At 63.3% G+C, this 24,210-nt stretch carries 15 protein-coding genes; 9 read left to right on the top strand and 6 right to left on the bottom strand.

The annotated features are described in order from the left end of the window. Positions 1-2 precede the first annotated feature (2 nt). Both THEVEDRAFT_RS08530 and THEVEDRAFT_RS08525 read left to right on the top strand, forming a co-directional pair. Positions 3-1,793, top strand: a complete 1,791-nt coding sequence (locus THEVEDRAFT_RS08530; RefSeq protein ID WP_006584327.1) for an NADH-quinone oxidoreductase subunit NuoF — start codon at positions 3-5, stop codon at positions 1,791-1,793. A gap of 17 nt (positions 1,794-1,810) precedes the next feature. After that, entirely contained in the window at positions 1,811-3,568 is a 1,758-nt protein-coding gene (locus THEVEDRAFT_RS08525) for an NADH-dependent [FeFe] hydrogenase, group A6 (RefSeq protein WP_006584326.1), read from the top strand. Positions 3,569-3,642: 74 nt separating this feature from the next. Here THEVEDRAFT_RS08525 and THEVEDRAFT_RS08520 read toward each other — a convergent pair whose 3' ends face one another. Continuing rightward, entirely contained in the window at positions 3,643-4,698 is a 1,056-nt protein-coding gene (locus tag THEVEDRAFT_RS08520) for a class I fructose-bisphosphate aldolase (protein ID WP_006584325.1), read from the bottom strand. A 200-nt stretch (positions 4,699-4,898) separates the two neighbouring features. Between THEVEDRAFT_RS08520 and THEVEDRAFT_RS08515 the strand changes: the two genes are divergently transcribed. Then, complete coding sequence (locus THEVEDRAFT_RS08515) at positions 4,899-6,341, top strand: NAD(P)/FAD-dependent oxidoreductase (RefSeq protein ID WP_006584324.1); 1,443 nt, start codon at positions 4,899-4,901, stop codon at positions 6,339-6,341. A 110-nt stretch (positions 6,342-6,451) separates the two neighbouring features. On the opposite strand, the gene rsmG is transcribed toward THEVEDRAFT_RS08515, so the two are convergent. Continuing rightward, the gene (gene rsmG, locus THEVEDRAFT_RS08510; protein WP_040825947.1) at positions 6,452-7,150 is read right to left on the bottom strand and encodes a 16S rRNA (guanine(527)-N(7))-methyltransferase RsmG; all 699 of its coding nucleotides are present in this window, start codon (positions 7,148-7,150) and stop codon (positions 6,452-6,454) included. Between the two features lie 106 nt (positions 7,151-7,256). On the opposite strand from rsmG, the gene THEVEDRAFT_RS08505 reads away from it, so the two are divergent. The 4 genes from THEVEDRAFT_RS08505 to THEVEDRAFT_RS09245 are packed head-to-tail and all read left to right on the top strand — an operon-like array spanning position 7,257 to position 13,209. Continuing rightward, positions 7,257-8,120 (top strand): metallophosphoesterase family protein, encoded by an 864-nt coding sequence (locus tag THEVEDRAFT_RS08505; RefSeq protein ID WP_006584322.1) that lies wholly within the window; start codon positions 7,257-7,259, stop codon positions 8,118-8,120. Next, on the top strand, positions 8,117-9,196 hold the full coding sequence (locus THEVEDRAFT_RS08500; RefSeq protein ID WP_006584321.1) for a C45 family autoproteolytic acyltransferase/hydrolase: 1,080 nt from the start codon (positions 8,117-8,119) through the stop codon (positions 9,194-9,196). The genes THEVEDRAFT_RS08505 and THEVEDRAFT_RS08500 overlap by 4 nt, the downstream gene beginning before the upstream one ends. Before the next feature lie 3 nt (positions 9,197-9,199). Then, a complete protein-coding gene (locus THEVEDRAFT_RS08495) occupies positions 9,200-10,438 on the top strand; it encodes an HDOD domain-containing protein (RefSeq protein ID WP_006584320.1) in 1,239 nt (412 codons plus the stop codon). A 17-nt stretch (positions 10,439-10,455) separates the two neighbouring features. Beyond that, positions 10,456-13,209, top strand: a complete 2,754-nt coding sequence (locus tag THEVEDRAFT_RS09245; protein ID WP_006584319.1) for a diguanylate cyclase — start codon at positions 10,456-10,458, stop codon at positions 13,207-13,209. 110 nt (positions 13,210-13,319) lie between these two features. On the opposite strand, the gene THEVEDRAFT_RS08485 is transcribed toward THEVEDRAFT_RS09245, so the two are convergent. Next, on the bottom strand, positions 13,320-14,564 hold the full coding sequence (locus THEVEDRAFT_RS08485) for an MFS transporter (protein WP_245522658.1): 1,245 nt from the start codon (positions 14,562-14,564) through the stop codon (positions 13,320-13,322). A gap of 187 nt (positions 14,565-14,751) precedes the next feature. Here THEVEDRAFT_RS08485 and THEVEDRAFT_RS08480 point away from each other — a divergent pair, with 187 nt between their 5' ends. Continuing rightward, positions 14,752-16,635 carry a molybdopterin-dependent oxidoreductase gene (locus THEVEDRAFT_RS08480; RefSeq protein ID WP_006584317.1) on the top strand — a complete coding sequence of 628 codons (1,884 nt, stop codon included), beginning with the start codon at positions 14,752-14,754 and terminating at the stop codon, positions 16,633-16,635. A 177-nt stretch (positions 16,636-16,812) separates the two neighbouring features. Continuing rightward, positions 16,813-18,582, top strand: coding sequence for a methyl-accepting chemotaxis protein (locus THEVEDRAFT_RS08475; protein ID WP_006584316.1), 1,770 nt, complete (start codon positions 16,813-16,815; stop codon positions 18,580-18,582). A gap of 102 nt (positions 18,583-18,684) precedes the next feature. Here the strand turns inward: THEVEDRAFT_RS08475 and THEVEDRAFT_RS08470 are convergent, their stop codons facing one another. From THEVEDRAFT_RS08470 to THEVEDRAFT_RS08460, 3 genes are all read right to left on the bottom strand, one after another. Further along, positions 18,685-19,884: a M20 family metallopeptidase gene (locus tag THEVEDRAFT_RS08470; protein WP_006584315.1), complete on the bottom strand. Its 1,200-nt coding sequence runs from the start codon at positions 19,882-19,884 to the stop codon at positions 18,685-18,687. A 68-nt stretch (positions 19,885-19,952) separates the two neighbouring features. After that, the gene (locus tag THEVEDRAFT_RS08465; protein WP_425358259.1) at positions 19,953-22,529 is read right to left on the bottom strand and encodes a PAS domain-containing protein; all 2,577 of its coding nucleotides are present in this window, start codon (positions 22,527-22,529) and stop codon (positions 19,953-19,955) included. A gap of 138 nt (positions 22,530-22,667) precedes the next feature. Continuing rightward, complete coding sequence (locus tag THEVEDRAFT_RS08460; protein ID WP_006584313.1) at positions 22,668-24,071, bottom strand: alanine/glycine:cation symporter family protein; 1,404 nt, start codon at positions 24,069-24,071, stop codon at positions 22,668-22,670. Positions 24,072-24,210 lie beyond the last annotated feature (139 nt).

The raw sequence follows: 24,210 nt of genomic DNA, 5'->3' as shown, positions 1-24,210 counted from the left end.
TCATGGCTGTTAAGATGCACATCCTGGTGTGCGGCGGAACCGGCTGCATATCCTCTCAGAGCGACGTGCTGGCCCAGGCGCTTAAGGACGCCCTGGCCGCCAAGGGGCTTCAGGACGAGGTTAAGGTGGTTCTCTCCGGGTGCTTCGGTTTCTGCGAGCAGGGCCCCATAGTTAAGGTGGCTCCGGACAACACCTTCTACGTGAAGGTTGCCCCGGAGGACGCGGAGGAGATAGTGGCGGAGCACATATTGAAGGGCCGTAAGGTCACGAGGCTCCTCTACAAGGATCCCAAGACCGCCCATGAGGTCTCCGACTCCAAGCACATGGACTTCTACAAGAAGCAGATGCGCATAGCCCTGCGCAACTGCGGGTTCATAGACCCGGAGAACATAAGCGAGTACATCGCCCGGGACGGTTACGAGGCACTTGGCAAGGTGCTCACCACCATGAAGCCCGAGGACGTGATCGGGGAGGTCAAGAAGTCCGGCCTTAGGGGTCGCGGGGGTGGCGGGTTCCCCACGGGCCTCAAGTGGGAGATCGCGAGCCGCTTCAAGGCGGACCAGAAGTACGTGATCTGCAACGCCGACGAGGGAGACCCCGGGGCGTTCATGGACCGTTCCATCCTGGAGGGGGACCCCCACTCGGTGATAGAGGCCATGGCCATATGCGGCTACGCCATAGGGGCCAGCAAGGGCATGGTTTACATAAGGGCCGAGTATCCCTTGGCGGTGCAGCGGCTTCGGAAGGCCATAGAGGACGCCCGGGAGGTGGGTCTCCTGGGGGATAACATAATGGGCACCGATTTCAGCTTCGACGTGGAGCTTCGTTACGGCGCCGGGGCCTTCGTGTGCGGAGAGGAGACCGCCCTCATTCAGTCCCTTGAGGGCAACCGGGGTGAGCCGGTCAGCAAGCCCCCGTTCCCGGCGGAGAGGGGTTTCTGGGGCAAGCCCTCCAACGTCAACAACGTTGAGACCTTCGCCTGCGTGCCCCCCATCATACTCAAGGGCTCCGACTGGTTCTCCTCCATCGGCACCGAGCGTTCCAAGGGGACCAAGGTGTTCGCCCTGGCGGGCAAGGTGAACAACGTGGGGCTCGTGGAGGTCCCCATGGGGATAACCCTGCGGGAGGTCATCTACGACATCGGCGGCGGCATCCGGGACGGCCGGAAGTTCAAGGCGGTCCAGACCGGAGGTCCCTCCGGCGGCTGCCTTGCGGAGAAGCACCTGGACACTCCCATAGACTTCGACAACCTGCTTGAGGCGGGGTCCATGATGGGTTCCGGCGGCATGATCGTCATGGACGAGGACAACTGCATGGTGTCGGTGGCCAAGTTCTACCTGGAGTTCACCGTGGAGGAGTCCTGCGGCAAGTGCACCCCCTGCCGGGTGGGCAACAAGAGGATGCTGGAGATCCTGGAGAAGATCACTCGCGGGCAGGCCACCGAGAAGGACCTGGCAAGGCTCCGGGAGCTGGCGCTGATAATCAAGGACACCGCCCTCTGTGGTCTTGGGCAGACCGCCCCGAACCCGGTGTTGTCCACCATGGACAACTTCTACGACGAGTACCTGGCCCACGTGGTGGACAAGCGCTGTCCCGCCGGGAAGTGCAAGGACCTGGTGCGTTACGTCATAGAGCCGGATAAGTGCAAGGGCTGCACCCTGTGTGCCAAGGTATGTCCTGCGGATGCCATCACCGGCAAGGTGCGGGAGCCCCACGTGATAGATCAGGACAAGTGCGTGAAGTGCGGCGCCTGTTACAGCGCCTGCAAGTTCGGCGCCATCTCGCGTAGCTAGAGCACGGGAGGATAGCCATGATAAGCCTGAACATAGACGGAAAGTACGTTAAGGTACCCGAGGGATCCACGATACTGGACGCGGCGAAGCAGCTTGGCATTGACATACCCACCCTTTGCCACCTCAAGCTGGACGATGCGGTGGGGATGGTGAACAAGAGCGCCTCTTGCCGTATTTGCGTGGTGGAGGTGAAGGGCCGTCGGAACCTGGCCCCCGCCTGTGCCACCCCTGTGGTGGAGGGCATGGAGGTGAGGACCAACACCATCCGGGTCATGAACGCCCGGAAGACCGTGCTGGAGCTCCTCCTTTCAGATCATCCGAAGGAGTGCCTCACCTGTGCCAAGAGCGGCAACTGCGAGCTTCAGGAGCTGGCGGAGCGGTTCTGCATCCGGGAGGTGCGCTTCCAGGGGGAGGAGTCCACGTACAAGAAGGACCACTCCCCGGCCCTTGAGAGGGACATGGACAAGTGCGTCATGTGCCGCCGGTGCGAGACCATGTGCAACGACGTCCAGACTGTGGGGGTCCTCTCGGGGATCAACCGCGGGTTCTCTTCCGTGGTGGCCCCGGCCTTCGAGCGTCCCCTGGTGGACACGGTCTGCACCTTCTGCGGCCAGTGCGCCGCGGTGTGTCCCACCGGCGCGCTGGTGGAGCGGGACTATTCCTGGCAGGTGATAGAGGCCCTGGCGGACCCGGACAAGGTGGTGGTGGTCCAGACCGCCCCGGCGGTGAGGGCTGCGTTGGGCGAGGAGTTCGGGCTGGAGCCAGGGACCTTGGTGACCGGGAAGATGGTGGCGGCGCTCCGCCAGATGGGCTTCGACTACGTGTTCGACACGGACTTCGCCGCGGACCTCACCATAATGGAGGAGGCCTCGGAGTTCCTGGACAGGCTGAACCGGTTCCTCGCGGGTGACAAGGACGTGAGGATGCCCATCCTCACCTCCTGCTGCCCCGCCTGGGTGAAGTTCTTCGAGCACCAGTTCCCCGAGCTCTTGGACGTTCCCTCCTCCGCCAAGTCTCCCCAGCAGATGTTCGGCGCGGTGGCCAAGAACTTCTTCGCCAAGAAGCTCGGTATCCCCCGGGAGAAGCTGGTGGTGGTGTCCGTCATGCCCTGCCTTGCCAAGAAGTACGAGGCCTCCAGGCCGGAGTTCTCCGAGAACGGGAACCCCGACGTGGACATCTCCATATCCACCCGGGAGCTGGCACACCTCATAAAGCGGAGCAACATAGACTTCATGTCCCTGGAGGATCAGGACTTCGACCGGCCCCTCGGGGAGTCCACCGGTGCAGGGGTCATCTTCGGAACCACCGGCGGTGTCATCGAGGCGGCGGTGCGCACCGCGGTGGAGTGGGCCACCAAGAAGCCGCTGGAGAAGATCGACTTCACGGAGCTTCGCGGCATGCAGGGCTGCCGTGAGGCCTGGGTGCAGGTGGGGGATCTTAAGCTCCACATAGGCATAGCCCACGGCCTTGGGAACGCCAGGCATCTGCTGCAGGCCATAAAGGAGGGCCGGGGAGAGATGTTCCACGCCATAGAGATAATGGCCTGCCCCGGCGGCTGCGTGGGTGGAGGCGGCCAGCCGTACCACCACGGGAACTTCGACATAGTCCGCAAGCGTGCGGAGGCCCTTTATAGGGAGGACGCGGGCAAGCCCATCAGGAAGTCCCACGAGAACCCGGAGATAATCAAGCTCTACGAGGAGTTCCTGGGCAAGCCCATGAGCGAGACCGCTCATCACCTGCTCCACACCCACTACTTCAAGCGCAGCGACGTTTAAGGTCCAAGGAGGCGAGGGGGGCTTTAAGGCCCCCCTCGCCGGTTTTCACCCCTCCACTGGGGCTGATGTGAGACCTAGGCGGGCTCGATCTCGTCGCACAGGTACACGTCCTGCACCGCCTTGATGAGCCGGACCCCTTCCTCGAAGGGCTTCTGGAAGGCCTTCCTTCCCAGTATCAGCCCCATGCCGCCCCCTCGCTTGTTTATCACCGCGGTTCGCACCGCCTCCCGGAGGTCGTCCTTGCCGGAGGGGCCGCCGGAGTTGATGAGCCCCACCCGTCCCATGTAGCCGTTGGCCACCTGCCAGCGCACGTAGTCTATGGGGTGGTTCGGTACCAGGTCTTCGTAGACCCTCGGGTGGGTCTTGCCGAAGGACACCGCCCTGTAGCCCCCGTTGTTCTCCGGCAGCTTCTGTTTGACTATGTCCGCCTCTATGGTGGCCCCCAGGTGGTCCGCCTGTCCCGTGAGGTCCGCGGACACGTGGTAGTCCTTGTCCTTCTCGAACGCGGGGTTTCGCAGGTAGCACCAGAGTATGGTGGCCATGCCGAGCTGATGGGCCCGTCGGAAGGCCTTCGAGACCTCCTGTATCTGCCGCCGGCTGTCCGGGGAGCCGAAGTACACCGTGGCCCCCACCGCCACGGCTCCCATGTCCCAGGCCTGTTCCACCGAGGCGAACAGGGTTTGGTCGTGGAAGTTGGGGTAGCTGAGCAGCTCGTTGTGGTTTATCTTGAGCACGAAGGGGATCTTATGGGCGTACTTGCGGGCCACCATTCCCAGAACCCCTAGGGTGCTCGCCACGGCGCTGCAGCCCGCCGCCATGGCCAGCTTCACGATGTTCTCCGGGTCCATGTAGATGGGGTTGGGGGCGAAGGAGGCGGCGGCGGAGTGTTCCACCCCCTGATCCACCGGGAGTATGGACAGGTACCCGGTGTTCCCCAGCCTGCCGTGCCCCAGGAGCTGCTGGAGAGATCTCAGGACCTGGGGGGATCGGTCCGAGTGGACGAACACCCGGTCCACGAAGTCGGGGCCCGGGATGTGGATGTCCTCCTTGGGGATCCCGGTGCATCGGTGGCTTAAAAGGTCCTCCGCATCGGGGCCCAGGATATCCTCTATCTCCTCTAACGACATCATCGCTTAACTACCCCCTTTTCTATGGATAGATTTATATAATTTTAAGGCTAAACCCATGCATTTCAAGGGGGCCCGGGGGGGGCAAACCCGTTGACATATACCCGTATAGGGTATATAAGTTTGGAGTAAACTGTTCAAACATCCCTTGCCGGCGGGGGCCGGCGGGGTACAGACCATGGGACTTTCAGGGGGTGCGGAGCGTGGAAAGGTCGGTTCAGGTCCTCATAGTCGGCGGAGGTCCCGGGGGCAGGGTGTCCTACATGGCGCTCAGGAAGATGGGGATCCGCTCCATCGCCATGGTGGCGGACGAGCCCCCCACGGTGATATGCAGTCTACCCTATGGAATCGGAAGGCGTCTCATCCCAGGGGGGCCCGAAAGGGTCATAGTGGACCTCAGGGAGAGTCCAAGGCTCCCGAAGGAGATAGCGGACGACACCATATGGGGCAGGGTGGTTTCGGTGGATCATCCCTCCCGGTTGGCGGTGGTTCGGACCGGCTCGGGGGATGTCTTGGTGCGATATGAGAAGCTCATCCTGGCCCAGGGGGCGGCCCCGTGGATCCCCCAGGTGCCCGGGGTCCTGGCCTCCGAGGGGTCCAAGGGTCCCACCGTGATGGTGGGGGACGGGCTTTACCACCGGGATGCCCTGGCGAACAACGTGAAGGTCTTGAGGGGTGCCCAGGATGCCATCGAGATAGATAAGCTTGCCGGGGATGCCAAGCGGTCGGTGGTTGTGGGCAGCGGTGCCATCGGCCTTGAGGTGGCGGAGGCCCTTGTGGACCGGGGGCTGCAGGTGACGTTGGTGGAGGTGCTGGACCACGTGGTGGCCGCCCTGGACCTGGAGCTGGCGGCGGTGGTGGAGAACAAGCTCCTCCAGCGCGGGGTTGACGTGAGGCTTGGGGTGACCGTCAAGGAGGTCCGCCAGGGGGAGGTTATCCTGTCCGATGGGTCTTCGGTGCCCATGGACTTCGTGGTCTTCGCCTCCGGCGTGAGGCCCCGGCTGGACCTTGCCAGGTCCCTGGGGCTTAAGGTTGAGAGGGGGGTGGTGGTGGACCAGGCCATGAGGGCCTCCTTCGAGGGGGTCTACGCGGTGGGCGACATGGCGCAGGTGCAGGATGCCGCCACCGGAAGGCCCATGCTCCCCCTCATAGGTACCCTGGCCATGAGGCAGGCCATGGTGGCCGCCATGGACATAGCGGGCATGCCAGCGGGACTGCCCCCCGTGACCGTGTGGGGGGTCAGCCAGATATTCGACCTCCACTGGGGCTCCGTGGGGTGGACCCTGGAGGCCGCCCGCCGGGCGGGCATGCCGGCGGAGTCGGTGGCGGTGCCGATTCGTTCAAGGGATCCCTTCATGGAGGGCCGGGACGGCATGTGGCGCATCACCGTGGCCATGGGGGGAGAGGGGCTTAAGCCCGGTCAGATCATAGGGTTCCAGGTGGCCACCGAAGGGGACAACCCCATACACCTGGCGGAGCGCTTCATAGACATAATAACCGCCCGGTCCACAGTGCAGGACCTGTTCGCCCGTTACTTCATACACTCCCCGAGCCACAACGCGGTGGACGACCCGTACCTGGGGCTCATGATGGAGGCCCAGAAGCTCATGGCGGGCCCTGGAGGGCAGCCCCCCGCGAAAGCCTGAGGGCGGGGACCGCTTAAAGTTAAAGGATCCCGAGGGGCTCCTGCCCCCCCGGGATCCTGGTGTTCAGGGCTGGCGTGCCGATTTTGCGCCCCTGTGCCTTGTTTGGGGGCCTAACGGTGCCAGGGCCTCTTCTCCGCCATGCCGGGCCTTCGGGGGTACCTTAAGGGGCACTCCGATTCTTTGCGCCACAGGATGAGCATCCTGGACCTGTCCCCCAGGTCGTAGGGTACCCCTTGGGGGTCCGACAGCCCCAGCTCCTTCCAGCGCCCCTCGAGGCCAGATATCTCCTCCGCCCCCTTGGGGCCCTTCATGGCCCACACCATCCCCCCAACCGATACCAAGGGGGACAGGAGCTCCGCCAGGACCGGTGCATCGCTCAGGGCCCTTGCACAGGCCACGTCGTAAACCTCCCGGTTCAGCTTGGCGAACTCCTCGGACCTGGAGCACACCACCTGGACCCTTTCGGGTCCTAACCCCAACAGCTGCCGCATCTCCTCCACCAGCGCGCACTTCTTCCCCACGCTGTCCAGCAGGGTGACCCCCACGTCGGGCCTGCACAGGGCCCAGACCATGCCGGGGAGCCCGCCGCCGGTCCCAACGTCTATGACCCTTGCCCCCTTTGGGAGGGCGGAGGCCAGGGCCCCGCAGTCCACTATGTGGTTCTCCCATATGGCCTCCTCGTCCATGGGGCCCGTGAGGCGGGCCCTCTCGTTGCTGGATTTAAGGAGCGCCGCGTAGCTCATCAGCTCCACCCGGTGCTGGGACATTAGCCGGAAGGACTCCTCCAGGTCTATCTTCAAAGGAATCATCTCCTTCTTCAATCTCCTTGCGGATCCACTATTATAGGATACCCTGGAAGCTTTTAGTGGGTGGATGTACAATGAAAAAACATTTCCATAAAGGGGGCTGTCTACGATGACCTTTAGATCTTATCCCCCCGGTGTCCGCAGGGGGTTTTATCGTCTTTTACTCACCCTAGTATGGGTCCTCTCCTGGACCTCCTTCGGACTTCCCGCCCATGGGGCTCCTTCCTGGGGGGGATTGAACGGCAGGGCGGTGGAGGAGATAACCTCGTCCCCGGCGGGACCTCACGTGTCGTTCCTGGTGGTGGGGGACACCAGGGGGCCGGGGAGCCGCTTCGGCTTTCTGGTGCCTCAGATGAGGGATGACAAGGGGGAGTTCCTGATACATCTTGGGGACCTCACTAACCGGGGGACCCATAAGGAGTATCAGGAGGCCCTGGGGCACCTCCGGGGGGTTAAAAAGCCGTTCCTGGTGGTGGTGGGCAACCACGAGCTGGTTGACCGCGGCAGGCCCAGGTTTGAGGGCATCTTTGGCTCCCGGCGGGACATCTGGTTCAGGCGTGGGGACGTGCTGTTCCTCCTCCTTGACAACGCGGACGGAAGTCCCCTGCCCAAGGAGAGGCTGGAGCGGATAAAAGGGGTCTTGTCCTCGGACGCGCCGGTGAAGCTGGTGTTCATGCACCAGCCCCTGGAGGACCCCCGGGGGGAGGGGTTCAGGCACGCCATGGACCCCAAAGGGGCGGCGGAGCTGCTCGAGGTTTTCAAGTCCACCGGGGTGAGCCACATATTCGCAAGCCACGTGCACGGCTTCTTCCAAGGGCATTGGGGGGGCATTCCTTTTACCGTATCCGGGGGTGGTGGGGCTAAGCTCTACAGCAGTGATCCCGACCACGGGTTCTACCACTATCACCGGGTGACCGCGGGTCCCGAGGGGGTTGCGGTTGAGACGGTTCCAATGGGGGGGTATGTGAGATGACCTATAGGAGGCAGGACGTGGGGGTCTTCAAGGTTATATCCCTGGAGGGATCATGGAGGGACATGGGCAGGGCCTATGGGGAGTCGATGAGGCAGGAGCTCTTGGACTTCTACCGTCTCGGGGTGGAGGAGCATCTTATGGGGCAGCTTGGCAGGTCCCAGGAGGATCTTAAGGCCCTTGGAGGGGGTTTCTTCCGCTGCTATCCCCACCGGTTTAAGGAGTTCGTCCGCGGCATGGCGGAGGGATCCGGGATGGAGCTGTGGCGTCACCTGGCCCTCGGGGCCCTGGAGGTGGCGGCGGTGGAGTCCCTGGTTGGGCACTGTTCCTGCGTGGCCGCCTGGGGGGAGTACACCGGCGGCGGTCCCTTGGTGGTGGGGCGCAACTACGACTACCTGCCTAGGTTCAAGGATTATGGAAGGTTCATAAACGCCCTTTGTCTTAGGCCGGCGGACGGTTCGGTGCCGGTATGCATCGTGGGGTACATAGGCACCTTTTACGTTACCACCGCCCTCAACGGGGCTGGGTTGTTCCTGGAGCTCAACAACGGCATGCCCTCCGGCGGGGACCTCTGGTACCAGAACAGGATACCGAACACCCTTTCTCTCCTCTCTTTCCTGCTGGACTCCTCAAGCCTAGAGGAGATGGAGGCTCACTTCCTGTCGGTCCGGGCGGCGTTCGCGTCGGTGGTGACCGTATGTGACGAGGATCTGGCCCGCTGCTACGAGTGGCCGGTTTTCGACGTGAAGTCCTCCCCCGTGGTCAGGCCCGGTCTCCTGGTGGCCACCAACCACTTCACCAACCCCAACTGGGGTCTGCCGGAGCCTCGGGATGAACGCAGCTGGTACAGCGTGACCAGGAGGAACAACCTTATAAACCTGGCGGACAACCTGAAGGGCGGTATAGACGAGGACGTGATGAGGGAGATCCTGGACACCCGGATCGAGGATCTGGGGGCCACCTCCGACTACACCGTTTATCAGGTGGTGGGGTCTCCCAAGAACCGGCGGCTTTGGCTTAAGGTGCCGCATCTCACCGGCTGGACCAGGCTGGACCTTGCGGAGCATCTGGGGGTATAGGCGGTGGGGCTGGTCTCCCTGGAGAACCTAAGGCCCGGAATGGTACTGGCGTCCCCCCTTAAAGCCCCGGACGGCAGGGTCATGCTGGGGGCGGGGGTGGAGATAAAAGAGGGCCACATTAAGATGTTCAGGGTATGGGGGATACCCTGGGCGGACGTGGAGGGGGAGGAGGACCAGTCGATCCGGGAGGAGGCTCAAAGCCGTGAGGAGGCCCTCTCCGCCGCCCGGGATGTGGTGATGCGGTGGTTTAAGCCGTCGCACCCCCTGGAGGAGGAGCTCTTTCACCTGGCGGTGGAGAACGCGGCCCGGAGGCTTTTGGAGGAGGGGGCTCTCCCGCCCGGTTGGATCCCCTCTCCTCCCAAGGAGCAGCCCAAGCTGAACCTGGGGGAGCTGGGGGTTGGGCTGCCCGCCATGCTGCACCTGGTGAGGCAGCAGGTGAGGCTCTCCTCGTTCCCCGCCATATACTTCAAGCTCCGGGAGGTCATAGACTCCCCAGTGAGCTCCGCGGCGAAGATAGCGGAGGTGGTGAGCAAGGACCCGGCGCTGACGGTTCGGCTGCTGCGGCTGGTTAACAGCTCCTACTACGGCTTTCCAAAGCGGATAGATTCCATTCAGAGGGCGGTGGCGATAGTTGGTACCAACCAGCTCACCGCCCTTGCGATGGCGGTGAGTGCCATGGGGGCTTTCCGGGGGGTTCCCTCCTCCAGGATGGATGTGGGGGCCTTCTGGGAACACTCGGTGGCCTGTGCTGTCACCGCCAGGGTGATAGCCTTCACCCTTAAGATGCCGAACGAGGAGCAGTTCTTCCTGTCCGGGCTGCTCCACGACATAGGCCGGCTGGTCCTTTTCTCCAAGGTCCCCTGGGTGATGAAGTCCCTGATGGAGGGGGCCCTTTTCGAGGGGGTCCCCACCTACGTGCTTGAGGGGAGGCACCTGGGCTTTGACCACGGGCGCCTTGGGGAGCGGCTTCTGAAGGAGTGGAACATACCGGACTTCATAAGGGTTCTCGTGGGGGGGCATCACGACCCCATGGGATGTGACATGCCTAGGGAGGCGTCGGTGGTTCACCTTGCGGACGCGGTGGCCCTTGCCATGCGCTGGGGGAGCTCCGGATCGAGCCTTACCCCTCCAGTGGATCCGGCGGTTCCAAGGATGTTGGAGCTTCCGCCCGAGGGGCTGCCCGTGGTGGTGTCCCAGGCGGCCCGGCAGATCGCGGAGATACGAAGGATCTTCCTTATTTAGGGGGTTTGGTGGGTTCGATGAACACCTCTACTAGGATGTTGGAGCTGGAGAGGCGGTTTCGGCTTCTCGAGGAGGAGCGGGAGCGGGTAAACCGCATACTGGCGGTGGCGGTGGGGTTGGTCCCCGCATCGGTAGGGGACGAGGACGGGGTTGAGAGGATAATAGTGCGGGCCGCTGACAGGGCGAGATCCCTGATAAAGATCAGCCGCTGGAGCTGCCGGCTCTTCTCCGATGATGGGCTTGAGCTTTACAGGGCCGCCGGGGATGAGGGGGATCTGGACTTCCAAGGGGTGCTGGAGGCCTTGAGCTCCGACGGCACCCTTGCGTGGGCCCTGACTCATCCGCATCCCATGTTCCTGTCCCTCCCCCAGGGCAACTTCCTGGTGGCGGCCCTCAGTACCCCCTCCAGGATAATGGGGGTCTTCTTGGCGTCCCTGGAGGAGACCCCTGAGGAGGTGCCGGAGATAGGGGTGGCGTTCTTCAGGGCCTTGATGTCCTACGCCGCCGTATCCATTCAGAACACCATGAGGCTTGAGGAGGTGCGGTCCCTAAACCGGCGTCTGGAGGACAACGTGCAGCGGCTGGAGGAGACCAAGCGGGCCCTGGAGGAGGCGAACCGGCTTAAGGATGCCTTCCTGGCCCACATAGGGCACGAGATCCGAAACCCCTTAGGGGGGATAATAGGGCTTCTCCGGGGCATGTGGGAGGAGGCCCTGCCCGTTGGTTACCGGGACAGGCTGGAGGTGCTCTTGAGCGAGTGCGAGACCCTCAACAGCCTGCTGGACGACCTCCTGGACTACTCGAAGCTCGAGGCTGGAAGGCTTGACGTCCTGAACGTCCCCTATTCTCCGGTGGAGCTTATGGAGTCCCTGGGGGCCTCCTTTGGTCTTAGGGCCAAGGACAAGGGGTTGGAGTTCCGGTTCTTCCACGATCGCCTTCCGGACAGGGTTATGGGGGATCCCAGGAGGATAAGGCAGGTGTTGGTCAACCTGCTATCAAACTCCCTCAAGTTCACCCGGCGGGGGCACATATCCCTCTCCGGATGGGCATCGGATGGCAAGCTGTACTTTGCGGTGGAGGACAGTGGGGAGGGGATGGACCAGGAGCAGCTGGAGCAGCTGTTCGTGCCATTTGCGGGCAGTTCCTCCGGCATCGGGCTTGGACTTTGCCTCTCGAAGGGGCTTGTGAACCGTATGGGGGGGGACATAAACGTCCGGTCCAGGAGGGGACATGGAACGGCGTTCACGGTGGAGCTCCCCTTGAGCGGCGCTGTGGGTACCGGATGTCCCCTGGAGGGTCTTAAGGGTCTGGTGGTGGACGACAACAACACCTCCCTTGCCGCCGCCTGTGGGGTTTTGCGGGAGTGTGGGGTTGAGGCAATGGGGGTGGCATCCCCGGAGGAGGCCATTCAGATCGCCGCCGGGGAGGAGTTCGACTTCATACTCATGGACCTTAACCTGCCGGCCTTTGACGGGCTCACCCTGTTGAGGCGTCTTAGGGAGGTCAGTTCCGCAAAGATAGTGGGGCTCACCGCCGGGGTTGGGCAGGAAGAGGAGGACCGCTTTATAAGGGAGGGGCTTCTGATGGTCCTACGGAAGCCCTTGGACCTGGGGGAGCTCGCCTGGGCTCTTAGGCAGGGGGTGCCCCCTCAGGCGGATCTTAGGTCGGACCTTTTGGAGACCTTCAGGTCCGACATGGCCCGTCTTGAGGGGGTTCTCTTGGAGTCCTTCCGGCAGGGGGATGAGGATCTGTTCCTCAAGACCGTTCACGAGTTCAAGGGGGCGGCGCTTTCCTTCGGCCAGTGGAAGGGATCTGGGATGAGCCATTTCAGGGTTCCCATGGGGGTGTCCGTGAGGTTCCGGGACGTGGAGTTCCCGGAGGGTATGAGGATGCTGGTGGCGGACGACAGCCGTTCCTCCCGGGAGGGACTTGAGCGGATATTCGCTCCCAGGGGGATAAGGGTTTTTCCCGTCTCCGACGGTGAGGAGGCCTTGAAGGTCCTGCTCTCCGGCGCCGTGGACGTGGCCCTGGTGGACTGCATGATGCCCCGTATGGATGGGGTGGAGGTGATTCGCCGCCTCCGGGAGGCCGAGGCGGACAGCGAGAGGTATACGTATGTGATCATGATAACCGTCAGGGACACCAAGGAGGACCTGGTGAGGGCCATGGCGTCCGGGGCGGACGACTACGTGGTGAAGCCCTTTGACCCGGACGACCTGACGTTGAGGGTTTTGTCCGGCACCAGGGTGATGGAGGTGCAGCGGAAGCTCCGGTTCCTCGCCCGGCATGATCCCCTCACCGGGCTCTACAACCGCGCGGCCTTGCTGGAGATGGAGGAGCGGGAGATTAGCAGGGCCCTTCGGGAGGGGGCGAATCTATCGGTGGCCATGATGGACATAGACCGCTTCAAGGCCGTAAACGACCGGTACGGTCATCTGGCGGGGGATGAGGTGCTTCGTCAGCTGTCCTGCCGGGTGAAGGGTCTCATAAGGCCCTACGACATCCTGGGGCGGTACGGTGGGGAGGAGTTCCTCATGGTCCTGCCTGGGGCGTCCATTGATGGGGCCCTGAGGCTTTGCGAGCGGGTGAGGCGGGGGATAGAGCTTGCCCCCGTGGAGTACCAGGGGGAGCTGATACCGGTCACCGCAAGCTTTGGGGTGGCCCAGTTCCGGGAGGGGATGTCCCTGGACCGGCTCAACGACGATGCGGACCAGGCCCTGTACCGGGCCAAGGGGGAGGGCAGGAACCGGGTTGTGGCCTTTGAGGGTTGAGGGGCGTGGTGTTTTAGATCCCTATAGCCGGGCCCGTTGAAGTTGAAGGGGAGGGGTGTCCCCCTCCCCTTTTCGAGCGGGCCTTTCCGGTAGGTGGCTGCCTGGGGATCTCAGCGCCGGAAGGATTTCACCGTCAGGATCGGCAGCATGCATAGGGTTAGGAGCGTTGTTAGTGCCCCGTAGGTCTTGAGGAACCCCAGGGATGACTGTCCTCCGAAGGCCTCTATGAGCACCCCGGAGCCCCACTGGGAGAGGATGACGAAGGCGAAGACCGTCATGTTGGCGGCTCCGATGAGGGCCCCTATGCGGTCCCTGTCAACCAGGTCGTTTATGGCGGAGTTGGCCGCCACGACCCCCACGCCGGAGGTGACGCCTATTAGGGCTCCTGCGGCCCCCGCCAGTGGGAGCGGGGCCTTGAGGTGCATCACCGCCAGGAAGAGGGCCCAGGAGGCGGCGATGGCGCCTCCGAAGGAGGCTAGAACCCAGGTACGCCCCCTTGCAAGGGAGGCAAGCCGTCCGCCGAGGAGCGTGCCCGCCATCATGCCCACCCCTATCAGGGTGGCCCAGTTCCTGGCGGGGCCCGTTCCGCAGCGATAGGCCTCCTCGAACCACGCCACCGCCCACAGCCCCTGGAGGGATATCTGCAACCCCACCGTGGATGCCCACATCAGGGTGGCGGCTTTTATGCCCCTGTGGCCTTTTAGCAGCAGGGCCATCCCATCCTTGAGCCCTTTGAGCATGGACGTCCCCCTGGGGCTTTGTCCTACCACCAGGTCTCTGGAGCGGCAGAGCCACATGGCGGCGGCCACCGCGAGGCTGATGGTGCCAAGGATGATGAAGGTGTTGAAACGTCCCAGCTTGTCCAGGCTCATCCCCAGGGGTGCTACGGATATCACCGCCCCCAGGTTGCCCACCGCTATGGTTATGCCGGTCAGTGCGGCGTAGCGTTCCTTGGGGAACCCATGGGCCTGGTGAACCAGGACGCCGGAGAAGATGGGTCCGAGCCCCAGACCGGTGAGGAGCCTGGCGATGCCAAGGGAGGCGGGGCTGTCCGCGAAGGAGAACATGAAGGTGCCCAATGCGCACAGGGCCATCCCTAGGGCCCCGGTCCTCATGGGGCCGTACCGGTCGTTCAGGGCCCCGCACAGGGGTTGTACCCCCCCGTAGGCGTAGAAGAAGAGGCTTGATATGAAGCCCGTGACTGCGGCGGTCATCCCCATCTCCCTGGCGAGCCTTGGGAGGAGCACCGCCGGGGATATCCTGAAGAAGTTGGACATGAAGTAGGCGGCAAGAAGCAGAAGGTACAGCATGACCGCCCCGTTTCGGCGTCCTTCCGAGCTGTTCAATCCCATCATCCTCTCGTAGGTTTTTAGGGGCTTAGGACGATGCCCCGCGGGGGATGGAAAACTCAAGACCCTTCGGAATTCTATATGCTAATATGGTTTCATGTCCACGCCGGGACTTTACGCCGTGCAAGACTGATCTTGTAGACCCATGGCGGCTCAGCCTGGGCTATTTGGGTTTTTGATGGGGGTGGGGGATTTGGAGCCTAAGTGTGTCTTGTCCGCCTGCGCGTTCGACTGTCCGGACGCCTGCGGTTTTGCGTTCGACCCTGCTAGCGGGGAGGTTCGGGGCCGGGTGGATCATCCCTACACCGGCGGGTTCGTGTGTCACAAGCTCAGGGGTTTCTTGAGCCAGGTTGGGAAGCGGGAGGGGAGGCTGACTAAGCCCCTTTTGAGGGATGGGGGTGTGCTTAGGGAGGTATCCTGGGACAGGGGGCTGTCGGTGTTTGCGTCAAAGCTTTCCGAGGCGGTGAGGAAGGACCCGAGGCGGGTTCTTTGGGCCACCGGTTCCGGCAACCTGAGGCTTGACAACCGGGCCTTTGACCTGTTCTCCCGGGCCCTCGGGGGGTTCACCGGTCTTAAGGGGTCCTTGTGCGGCGGTGAGGGGGGAGCCGGGCTTGCGGAATCCTACCGGGTGAGGCGCCATGTGCCGCCGGAGGAGGTGCTGCGGAGCAGGCGTGTGATCTTGTGGGGTCGGAACGTGGCGGAGACCAACGTCCACTTCGTGCCCCTATTGGCAAAGGCCAGGTCCTTGGGGGTGAGGGTTGGGTATGTGGACGTGAGGCCCACCAGGACCGATGGCATGGCGGATGTGAAGTGGACGGTGCGCCCCGGGGCAGACCTTCCGTTGGTTCTTTACCTTTGCGGAAGGATCATGGAGAGCGGGGTCTGTTCGGTGGAGGGATCCGAGGGCTTTGAGGAGTTCGCCTCCCTGGTCCGGGGTGTTTCGAGGGACCAGGTTCTGGGCGTCTCGGGCTTGTCGGAGGAGGCGCTGGAGGATATGGTGCGGTTCCTCTTGGGGGATGGTCCCTTGAGCGTCTGGGCTGGATGGGCGGTTCAGCGGCGGGTTGGCGGGGACCTTTTGATGCGGGGGTTGGACGCCATGGTTTTCCTGTTGGGAAGCCAGGACGTGCCCGGGGGTGGCATGGTGTTCAGCGCCGACGACGAGGCCCCGGTGCCATCGGACCTTGTGGGGGACTGCTTCGGCAGGTGGGCCCCCAGGCCTTCGGTGGGTCGGTTCATAGGGGACGCGAAGGAGCCCCCGGTGGAGGTGGCGGTGTTCTCCCGGTGCAACCCGGTGACCCAGTCCCAGGATGCGGGGACGTTGGAGGAGGTCCTCAAGGGGGAAGGACTGTTCAGCGTCTGCCTTGACTGGAGGCTTTCCGCCACCGCCAGGCGCTGTTCCCTGGTGATACCGGTGGCCCCCTTCCCGGAGCAGCCGAAGGGAGTGGTCTTCAGCTACTGGCACGATCTGATCCAGTTGGTGAACCCCCTCTGGGAAGTTTCGGGAGGGCCGGTGCCCTACGAGGGGGAGGTCTTGGATCGGCTCTTGGTTCTTCTGGGGGAGAGGCCCGCGGTGGTTTCCGCCGCGGAGCGGGTGGTGAGGTCGGTCCTGTCCGCCCCCGGCCTTGTGGAGGTGGCGGAGGGGATTTGGCGCTTCCCGCATCCCCGGCGTCATCAGGGGGTTTTCAGGTTTCCCGGTGGGAAGGATCTGACCTTAAGGTTTTGGGAGCTGGGTGTTCCCAAGGGGATTGACCTCTTTGAGTTGATAACCCCCCACCGGCACGACGGGGTGAACGGTTGGGCCCTTTCGGAGTGGGCTGGAGGCGGGGATGGCCCTTGGGCCTGCCTTTCTCCCGGTGAGTTGAGGGCCCTCGGCATTGCCCAGGGGGACGAGGGTTGGCTCGAGTCCCCCTTCGGTCGGGCACGGGTCCGCTTCTCATCGCTGGATGGGCTTGCCAATGGGGTGTGCATGGTCTTTTCCGGCCAGGAGGGGGTCAACCGCCTTATAGGTCCCAATATAACCCCTAGGTGGAACACCAGGCTATCCGAGGCCATGGTGAGGGTGAGGAGGGAAGGCTAGTCCCAACCGGGGCCCCGGGTCCTCAGAACCCGCCCGTCCCAGGTGCAGTCCGGGGGGGCGGTAGGGTCAGCGGGTATGACCGAGGCCCCACTTGTTTGCTCTTTATTGACTTTCCCCAAGGCGGTCCGTAGAATTAAGGATACCATATCTAATTAAGTTGATTGGGAGGTTGTGGAGATGCTCCGGTTTCTTCGCAGTTTCTCGGTGGCTTTCAGGGTATGGGCCTTGGTGGTGATAGGCTGTTTGGGTTTGGCTTCCATGGGGGCCGTCCTCTTTTGGAAGCTTGGGGGGGCGAAGGAAGTGGCCCGCGCCATGTACCAGGTGGGGGGTGTGGGCCTTTTCCACGCCGGGGAGGCGAAGTTCAACCTTGCTGCGGGGGAGATAGGCCTTTACAGGGGCCTCATGGTTCAAGGTGCGGAGAGGGAGGCCTGCTTCGCCGAGGGCCGAAGGGCCCTGGGGGCTGCGTTGGAGTCCTTGAAGGCCTACGAGGGGACCATTGAACTGGACCAGCGTTCCCGGGAGGCCCACAAGGAGGCGGTGGAGGCCCTCAAGGGCATGATGGATGTTCTGGACGAGGCCTCCAGGCTTTCGGACGGGGACGTCCAAGCCTTCCTTGCCCAGGCTAGGGGGAGGACCGAGAGGGCCGTGGCGGCCATGGCGGCCCTTGAGGAGGGGGCTAAGAGGGTCCTGGACCAGGAGAACGCCAAGGTGGAGGAGGAGTCCCGGAGGGCTTATAGGATCGGCTGGGCGGTGGCACTTTCCGTGCTCGTCCTGGAGCTGCTCCTCGCGGTGGCGACCGCCCTTTCCATAACCAGGCCTCTTAGGGAGCTTGGGGGCGCGGTGAAGCACATGGCGGAGGAACTGGATCTGTCCTTTAAGGCCCCCGACCGGTTTAAGGATGAGATAGGGGAGTTGTACACCAACGTGGAGTACCTCTGCGGCCGGGTGGGGGGAGCCCTTTTGGAAATTCGGTCCTTGGCCTGTGGGGTGAGCGGTGAGGCGGAGAGCTTCTCCGCCATGGCGGAGGAGACCAACGCGGCGGTTCAGGAGACCAGGGCCAGCGCGGATATGTCCATATCCGGCCTTGAGGACCTGGCGTCCGGCGCGGAGGAGATAAACGCCAGCGTGGAGGAGGTGGCCTCTGCGGCGTCCCTTGCGGCCACCAAGAGCACCGAGGTGGCGGAGCAGGTGGTTAAGGCGAAGGAGCAGCAGGACGCGGGGATGGGCTTTGTGAGGCAGGCGGTGGAGTCCATAGTGACCGTGGCGGACAAGGCCAGGAGCTCCATGGAGATGGTGGAGAAGCTGCACGAGCGGGCCAAGGCCATCCAGACCATAGTGTCTCAGATAGGTGGGATAGCGGACCAGACGAACCTGTTGGCGCTGAACGCCGCCATAGAGGCCGCCCGGGCGGGGGAGCACGGCCGGGGCTTCGCGGTGGTGGCGGAGGAGGTTCGCAAGCTGGCGGAGGAGTCCGCCCAGGCGGCGAGGAGCATATCGGACATAGCGGAGGCCATATCCAGGGATCTCAACGTGGTGGTGGAGTCCGTGGAGGAGAACGCCAAGGGGGCCGACGAGGTGGAGGCGCTTTCCCGGAAGGTTTTGGAGGCCTTTGAGGTGATAAACCAGAGCCTGAACGGCATATCCATGGCGGCCCAGGACATGGCGGCCACCGCGGAGGAGGAGGCCGCAAGCGCCCAGGAGATAGCCTCTGCGGTCCAGGCCATGACGGAGAGGATAAGGGAGGTTGCCCAGTCGGCGGAAGTGGTGAAGCACCAGATGGGTGACGTGGGCTCTGCGGCGGAGCAGGTGGCCCAGGGGGCGGTCAGCCTTACCGAGCTGGTGCGGAGGATAAACGTTGAGCTGGACCGCTTCAGGGTTGAGGAGGGAGCCAAGGGCAGGGATTCCGTCCCGGCCCTTGTGGGATCTGCGGTGCCGCTACCTGCCTAGGGTGCTGGGCGTTCTGCCCGGTCTTTGAGGTTAGGGTTCGGCCTTAAGCGCCCGGGCGGGGGGGAAAGTCCTGCCCGGGCCTTGTAGTTCTCCTCCTCCGATTCAGTCGGTCCTATCATTCCCCTTGGAGTCCAGGAAGGCCCGGTGCATCCGCTCCCTCAGGTGGTCCTGGAAGACCACCCTCATGGCCATGGCGGCCAGGGCCTTTGCGCCCTGTATAAGGGTTTGGTGGGCCCTTGGCGTCTTGGTTATCCTTGCGAACTCCCGGGTGTGAAGCGGAACCGGATCGTCCCAGATGGCAAGCTCCGGCTGGAGGGCGGGGCAGCGGCGGCTGACGTTGCCCACGTCGGTGGATCCCGAGGGTCCCGGTCCCTTTGAGAGGTTGAAGCCCAGGTCCTTGAGCACCTCCCCCATGGCCTCCTCCGCCGGGGGGTTGGGCATCATGTCATCGAAGCTGGTCTCGTTGTTCCGCCATGACACCTGGGTCTCCGTGGCCATGGCGCAGCCCCTGGCGCAGTTGAGCACCCGTTCCAAGAGGGGGTTCAGCTCCTCCCTGGTGGGGCATCGGAAGTACCAATGGGTCCTGGCCTCCCCGGGGACCACGTTGGGGGCGGTGCCCCCCAGCGTCACTATGCCGTGCATGCGTACCGAGGGCTTCACGTGCTGGCGCAGCATGTCCAGGGAGTGGAAAAACAGGTTGACCCCGTTGAGGGCGTTCCTCCCCTCCCACGGTGCCGCTGCGGCGTGGGAGGTCTGGCCGGTGAACGTGAACTCCAAGGAGTCCATGGCCATGGAACGGTAGTCCACGAAGTTCACCTTTGAACAGCAGTGGAACATGAGGGCCAGGTCCTCCTGGTCGAAAAGGCCCGCGTCCGCCATGGCCGCCTTGGCCCCCTGGGTCTCCTCCGCGGGTGTGCCGAAAAGCGTGATCGTGGCCTCCGAGGGGTTCAGCGCCTTGGCCAGGGCCAGGGCGGCGAAGACCGAGGCGGTGCCGTGCAGGTTGTGGCCGCAGCCGTGCCCTATCTCTGGCAGCGCGTCCATCTCCGCCAGGAGGGCTATCCTAACCGGTCCGTGCCCCCAGGTCCCACGGAAGGCGGTCTTAAGCCCCAGCAGACGGTCTTCAACCTGAAATCCCCAGTCCAAAAGAGCCCTTTTGAACTCCCCGGAGGTGTTGATCTCTTCTCCCCCGAGCTCCGGATTGTCCCCTATCCGATCCGACATGGCGCAGGCGGCCTCCCGGTGGTCCTCCAGGAAGCGGAACGCCTCCGCCAGGGCCTGTTCTTGCCTCACGTGGTTCGTCAATTGGGATCACCTCCGGGTGGAGTTTAGCACCCTTCGGTCCCCTTGTGTCCTCCCGATGCCCCCGGGGGTCAGATCTCCTGGGACACCACTCGGATGAACAGGTCTGTGAGATCCGGGTCAAAGAGAAGTCCCCGCTGGGACTCTATCTCCTTCAGCGCCTCCCTGGGGGATACGGATGTGCGGTAAGGCCTTGGCTGGGTCATGGCGTCGTAGCTGTCCGCCAGGGCGAATATCCGGCACTGAACCGGTATCTGAAGCCCCTTGAGCCCCCTGGGGTAGCCGGATCCGTCGTGCCGTTCGTGGTGGAGGAGTATAAGGTCCGCAACTCCCGCCAGCTCCGGAATGTTCTGGGCGATGCGGTAGCCCACCTCGGTGTGGCGCCTTACGTCTAACCATTCCGGCTCGCCTAGGCCGCCTGGCTTGAGCAAGGTCCTGGCAGGTACGGCTATCATGCCGAGGTCGTGGTACAGGCAGAGCCTTTCCAGGTCCTCTAGGGCCTCCCAGTTGAGCCCCCCAGTGCTCCCGATGTTGATGCAGAGCCGTCTTAGCCGGTTTCTGTGTCCCTCGTCCTCGTGGGATCTCGCCCCCAGGGACGCCAAGATCTGGTCCAGGATCCTTCGGCGTTGTTCCCTGCCCTCGGTTAGCTTGTGGCGGTACATCATCTCCTCCGCTTCCTTCAGGGCCTGATGCAGTCTCTGGGAGGGATCCACCTTGGCCCCCCATCCTAGGGCGATGCTGATCTCCAGGTCCCCGAGCCTGGCTTTGGACGCCGCCTCCGCTATCCGTTCCGCCGCTATCCTGGCCCCGTCGGGGGTGGCGCCGGGGAGCAGCAGCACGAACTCGTCGCCTCCCCATCGGCCCACCACGTCCCCCCTTCGGCAAGCCCCCTTGAGCAGCCGGGCGGCGGCTACCAAAAGTGCGTCCCCCCGCTCGTGGCCGAATGCGTCGTTGGTCATCTTAAGGCCGTTCACGTCCGCCATCATGACCGCCACGGGGAACGACTGCTCTTCCTCCAGCTGGGCCATCTGCTCCTCCAGGAACCTGCGGTTTGGAAGCCTAGTTAGGGAGTCATGGTAGCTCATGAATAGCATCCTATCCCGCCACTTCTTCTCGTGGGTGATGTCCCGCAGGACCACAACCCCCCCCATGACCTCCCCCAGTTGGTCCTTTATGGGAGACGCGGAGCCCGACACGTGCAGCTCGTTGCCGGGGACCCGCAGGAGCAGCTCGGATATGTGGAGGGTCCTCCCGGTCTTCAACGCTGCCCCCAAGGGATCCCGGACGTCCCCGGTCTTGGGGTCCAGAAGGGGGAAGGCATCCGAGAAGTTCGCGTCCAGAAGGCTCCCCTGGGACCTGTTGGAGAGCCGGCAGGCCTCCGGGTTGGCGGAGGTGATGATCCCGGACTGGTCGGTGGTCACCACCCCGTCCCCTATGGACATCAAGGTGGTCTTGAAGAGCTCCTTCTCCTCCTCCAGCTGTTTCCGTATCCTCTCCCGGTCGGTGACGTCGAATATGATGGAGAAGAGCAGTTTCTCCCTCATGACGTCCACCGGGGCGGAGTATACGTCCACCATGCGAACCTCGCCGCTTCTAAGACGATGGGGGAACAGGAAGTACCGCTGCCTTCCGCTCAGGGCCTTGAGCCGCCGGCGTTCCACCTCTTCCTGGGGCAGGATGTTTATGTCCTGGACCTTCATGGATCGCAGTTCATCCACCGAGTAGCCGTAGAAGTTCGCCGCCGCGGGGTTCGCGTCCACGATCCTGCCGGACTTGGGCTCTATCAGGAGCATCACCGCCGAGTGGTCGTTGAACATGGCCCGGTACCTTGAGAGGGCCTCATCCCGTTCCTCCTGGGCCCTCTCCTGCTCCGTGACGTCCTTTATGAACCCCAGGATGTGGGGGGCTCCTTCCCCGTTGGCCACCGGTATGAGGACCGTGCTCAGTACCCGGATACCCTCCCCGGTGACCAGCTTCTCCTTAAAGTTAAGCGTCTCCTTCCGGGATATGCAGAGCCGATAGTTCTCCTCTATCTCATGGGAGGCGGCCTCCCCCAGGAATTGGGATGCCTTAAGCCCCCGGACGTCCAGGTCCCCTATGCCGGTTATCACGCGGTAATTCTGGTTCACCATGAGGTATTTGAAGCCCTCCTCCGAAACCTCTACGAGGAAGGCCCCCTCCTGGATCCCCTCGAAGACGGTCTCGAACTCCAGGGATATCGCCTTGATCCGCTCACCGGACTCCTCCAGGAGCCTTATCCGGTTCAACTCATCGGAAACGTCCTGGAAGATGGCCGCGAAGGTCCCTGGCCGAGGTGAGAAGGAGATGACGTTGAAGGGCCTTTTGAGGTTTTCTGAGAAGACCAAGGCCTTCCGCACCCCGTACCCGGCGGCGGCGGAGGAGAAGAAGGCCACCCAGTCGAAGGAGTCCTTCAGGACCTCCGGGAAGGCCTCCCTTAGGGTCTTCCCCTCCGGGGACTCCTTGAGCCCCAGGGCGTCCAGGAACGCCTGGTTCACCCATATGAAGCGGTAGTCGTGGGGCCTTCCGTCGGGGAGGTATATCATCTCGTGAAGGGCGAACGGAAGGGGGAGACGGCGGAAGAGGTCCTGCAGCAAATCATTGTCCATGGGGCTGGTCAAACGTGTCACCTCCCGACGGCTCTCTTTGGTAGGTATTTTAAATTAAAGTCCCGGACTTTGAAAGCGCATAGGATAAGGGCCGCCCGGGAGTATCGGGCGGCCCTAGGGGCTTTGAATTTGGAGGGTCTAGCGGCGCCTCCCGCCGGCTCAGCAGCTCCTGTCCGGGGCTAGTTCGGAGCCCTCCGGGATCTCCGCTTGGGACAGGATATTGTCCTCGTAGTCCCTAAGGAGCCTTGCGGCTATGTTGGACAGCAGCAGTATGCCGACGAGGTTGAGGAGGGCCATCACGCCGTTAAAAAGGTCCGCCAGCTCCCAGACCAGGGGCACCGAGGTCATGGCGCCGAAGAGCAGCATCCCCAGCACCATGGCCCTGTAGATCGCAAGCCCGCCCTTGCCGCAGTTGGGGAAGAGGTAGAGGAGGTTGCTCTCCCCGTAGTAGTAGTTGCCGAGTATGGAGGTCCAGGCGAAGAAGAGCACCGCCGCGGCTATGAAGGAGGGGCCCAGGGGGCCTATGGTGCTCCGGACCGCCATCTGGGTGAGCTCTATGCCGGTCTTGCCGCTTTGGAGCTCCCCGGAGAGGAGGATTATGGAGGCGGTGGCGGAGCAGATGAGTATGGTGTCCACGAAGACCCCCATCATGGCCACGAAGCCCTGGCCTGCGGGGTGTTTCACCTCCGCGGTGGCGTGGGCGTTGGGGGTGGAGCCCATGCCCGCCTCGTTGGAGAAGAGGCCCCGGGCCACCCCGTAGCGGAAGGCCTGGGCCACCGTGTGACCCAGGACACCTCCCGCCGCGGCCTTTACGCCGAAGGCGCTCTTGAAGATGAGGGATATCACCTGGGGCAAAAGGGTGATGTGAGAGATCACCACGTAGAGGGAGACCAGGATGTAGGCCATGGCCATGAAGGGCACCACCACCTCCGCCACCTTGGCTATCCGCTTGAGGCCCCCGAATATCACAAGGCCCGTCACCGCCATGAGGCAGAGCGCCACCGGCAGCTCCTTCATGCCGAAGGCCCCCCTAAGTCCCGCGGCTATGGAGTTGCTCTGCACCGCGTTGAAAACGAAGGCCATGGCCAGTATTATGGACAGGGCGAACAGAACCCCCATCCAGCGCTGGCCCAGCCCCTTTTCGAGGTAGTACGCGGGTCCCCCGCGGTAGTTGCCGTCCTTGTCCTTCACCCGGAACACCTGGGCCAGGGTTGCCTCGGCGAAGATGGTGGCCATGCCGAGCACCGCGGTCATCCACATCCAGAAGACCGCGCCGGGGCCTCCGGACACCAGGGCGGTGGCCACCCCTGCCAGGTTCCCGGTCCCCACCTGGGCCGCCAGGCCGGTGCAGAGGGCCTGGAAGGGGGTTATCCCCTTGCCGGAGGAGTCCCGACCCTTCAACGTGGCCTTGAACATGTGAAGGAAGTGCCTTGCCTGGGGGAACCGGAGACGCAGGGTGTAGAAGACACCGGTGCCCAGGAGCAGCCACACCATGATCTTGCCCCAGAGCACCCCGTTGGCGGTGCTTACCGCCCCTTGCAGGGAGGATAAGATGGAATCCATGGATGAAACCTCCGTTTGCTTGGGATTTTTAGCCCTTTAACCGCGCATTGTCGTTATGTCTTTAAGAACGTCGTCGGCGGGCATCAAAATATTATTCAAATTAATAGGCTTAGTCAATATAAGCTAAATATTTAGAACA

Source organism: Thermanaerovibrio velox DSM 12556 (assembly GCF_000237825.1).
GTDB lineage: Bacteria > Synergistota > Synergistia > Synergistales > Synergistaceae > Thermanaerovibrio > Thermanaerovibrio velox.
The sequence above is the reverse complement of the archived record's forward strand: the minus strand, read 5'-3'. Positions and strand labels throughout refer to the sequence as shown.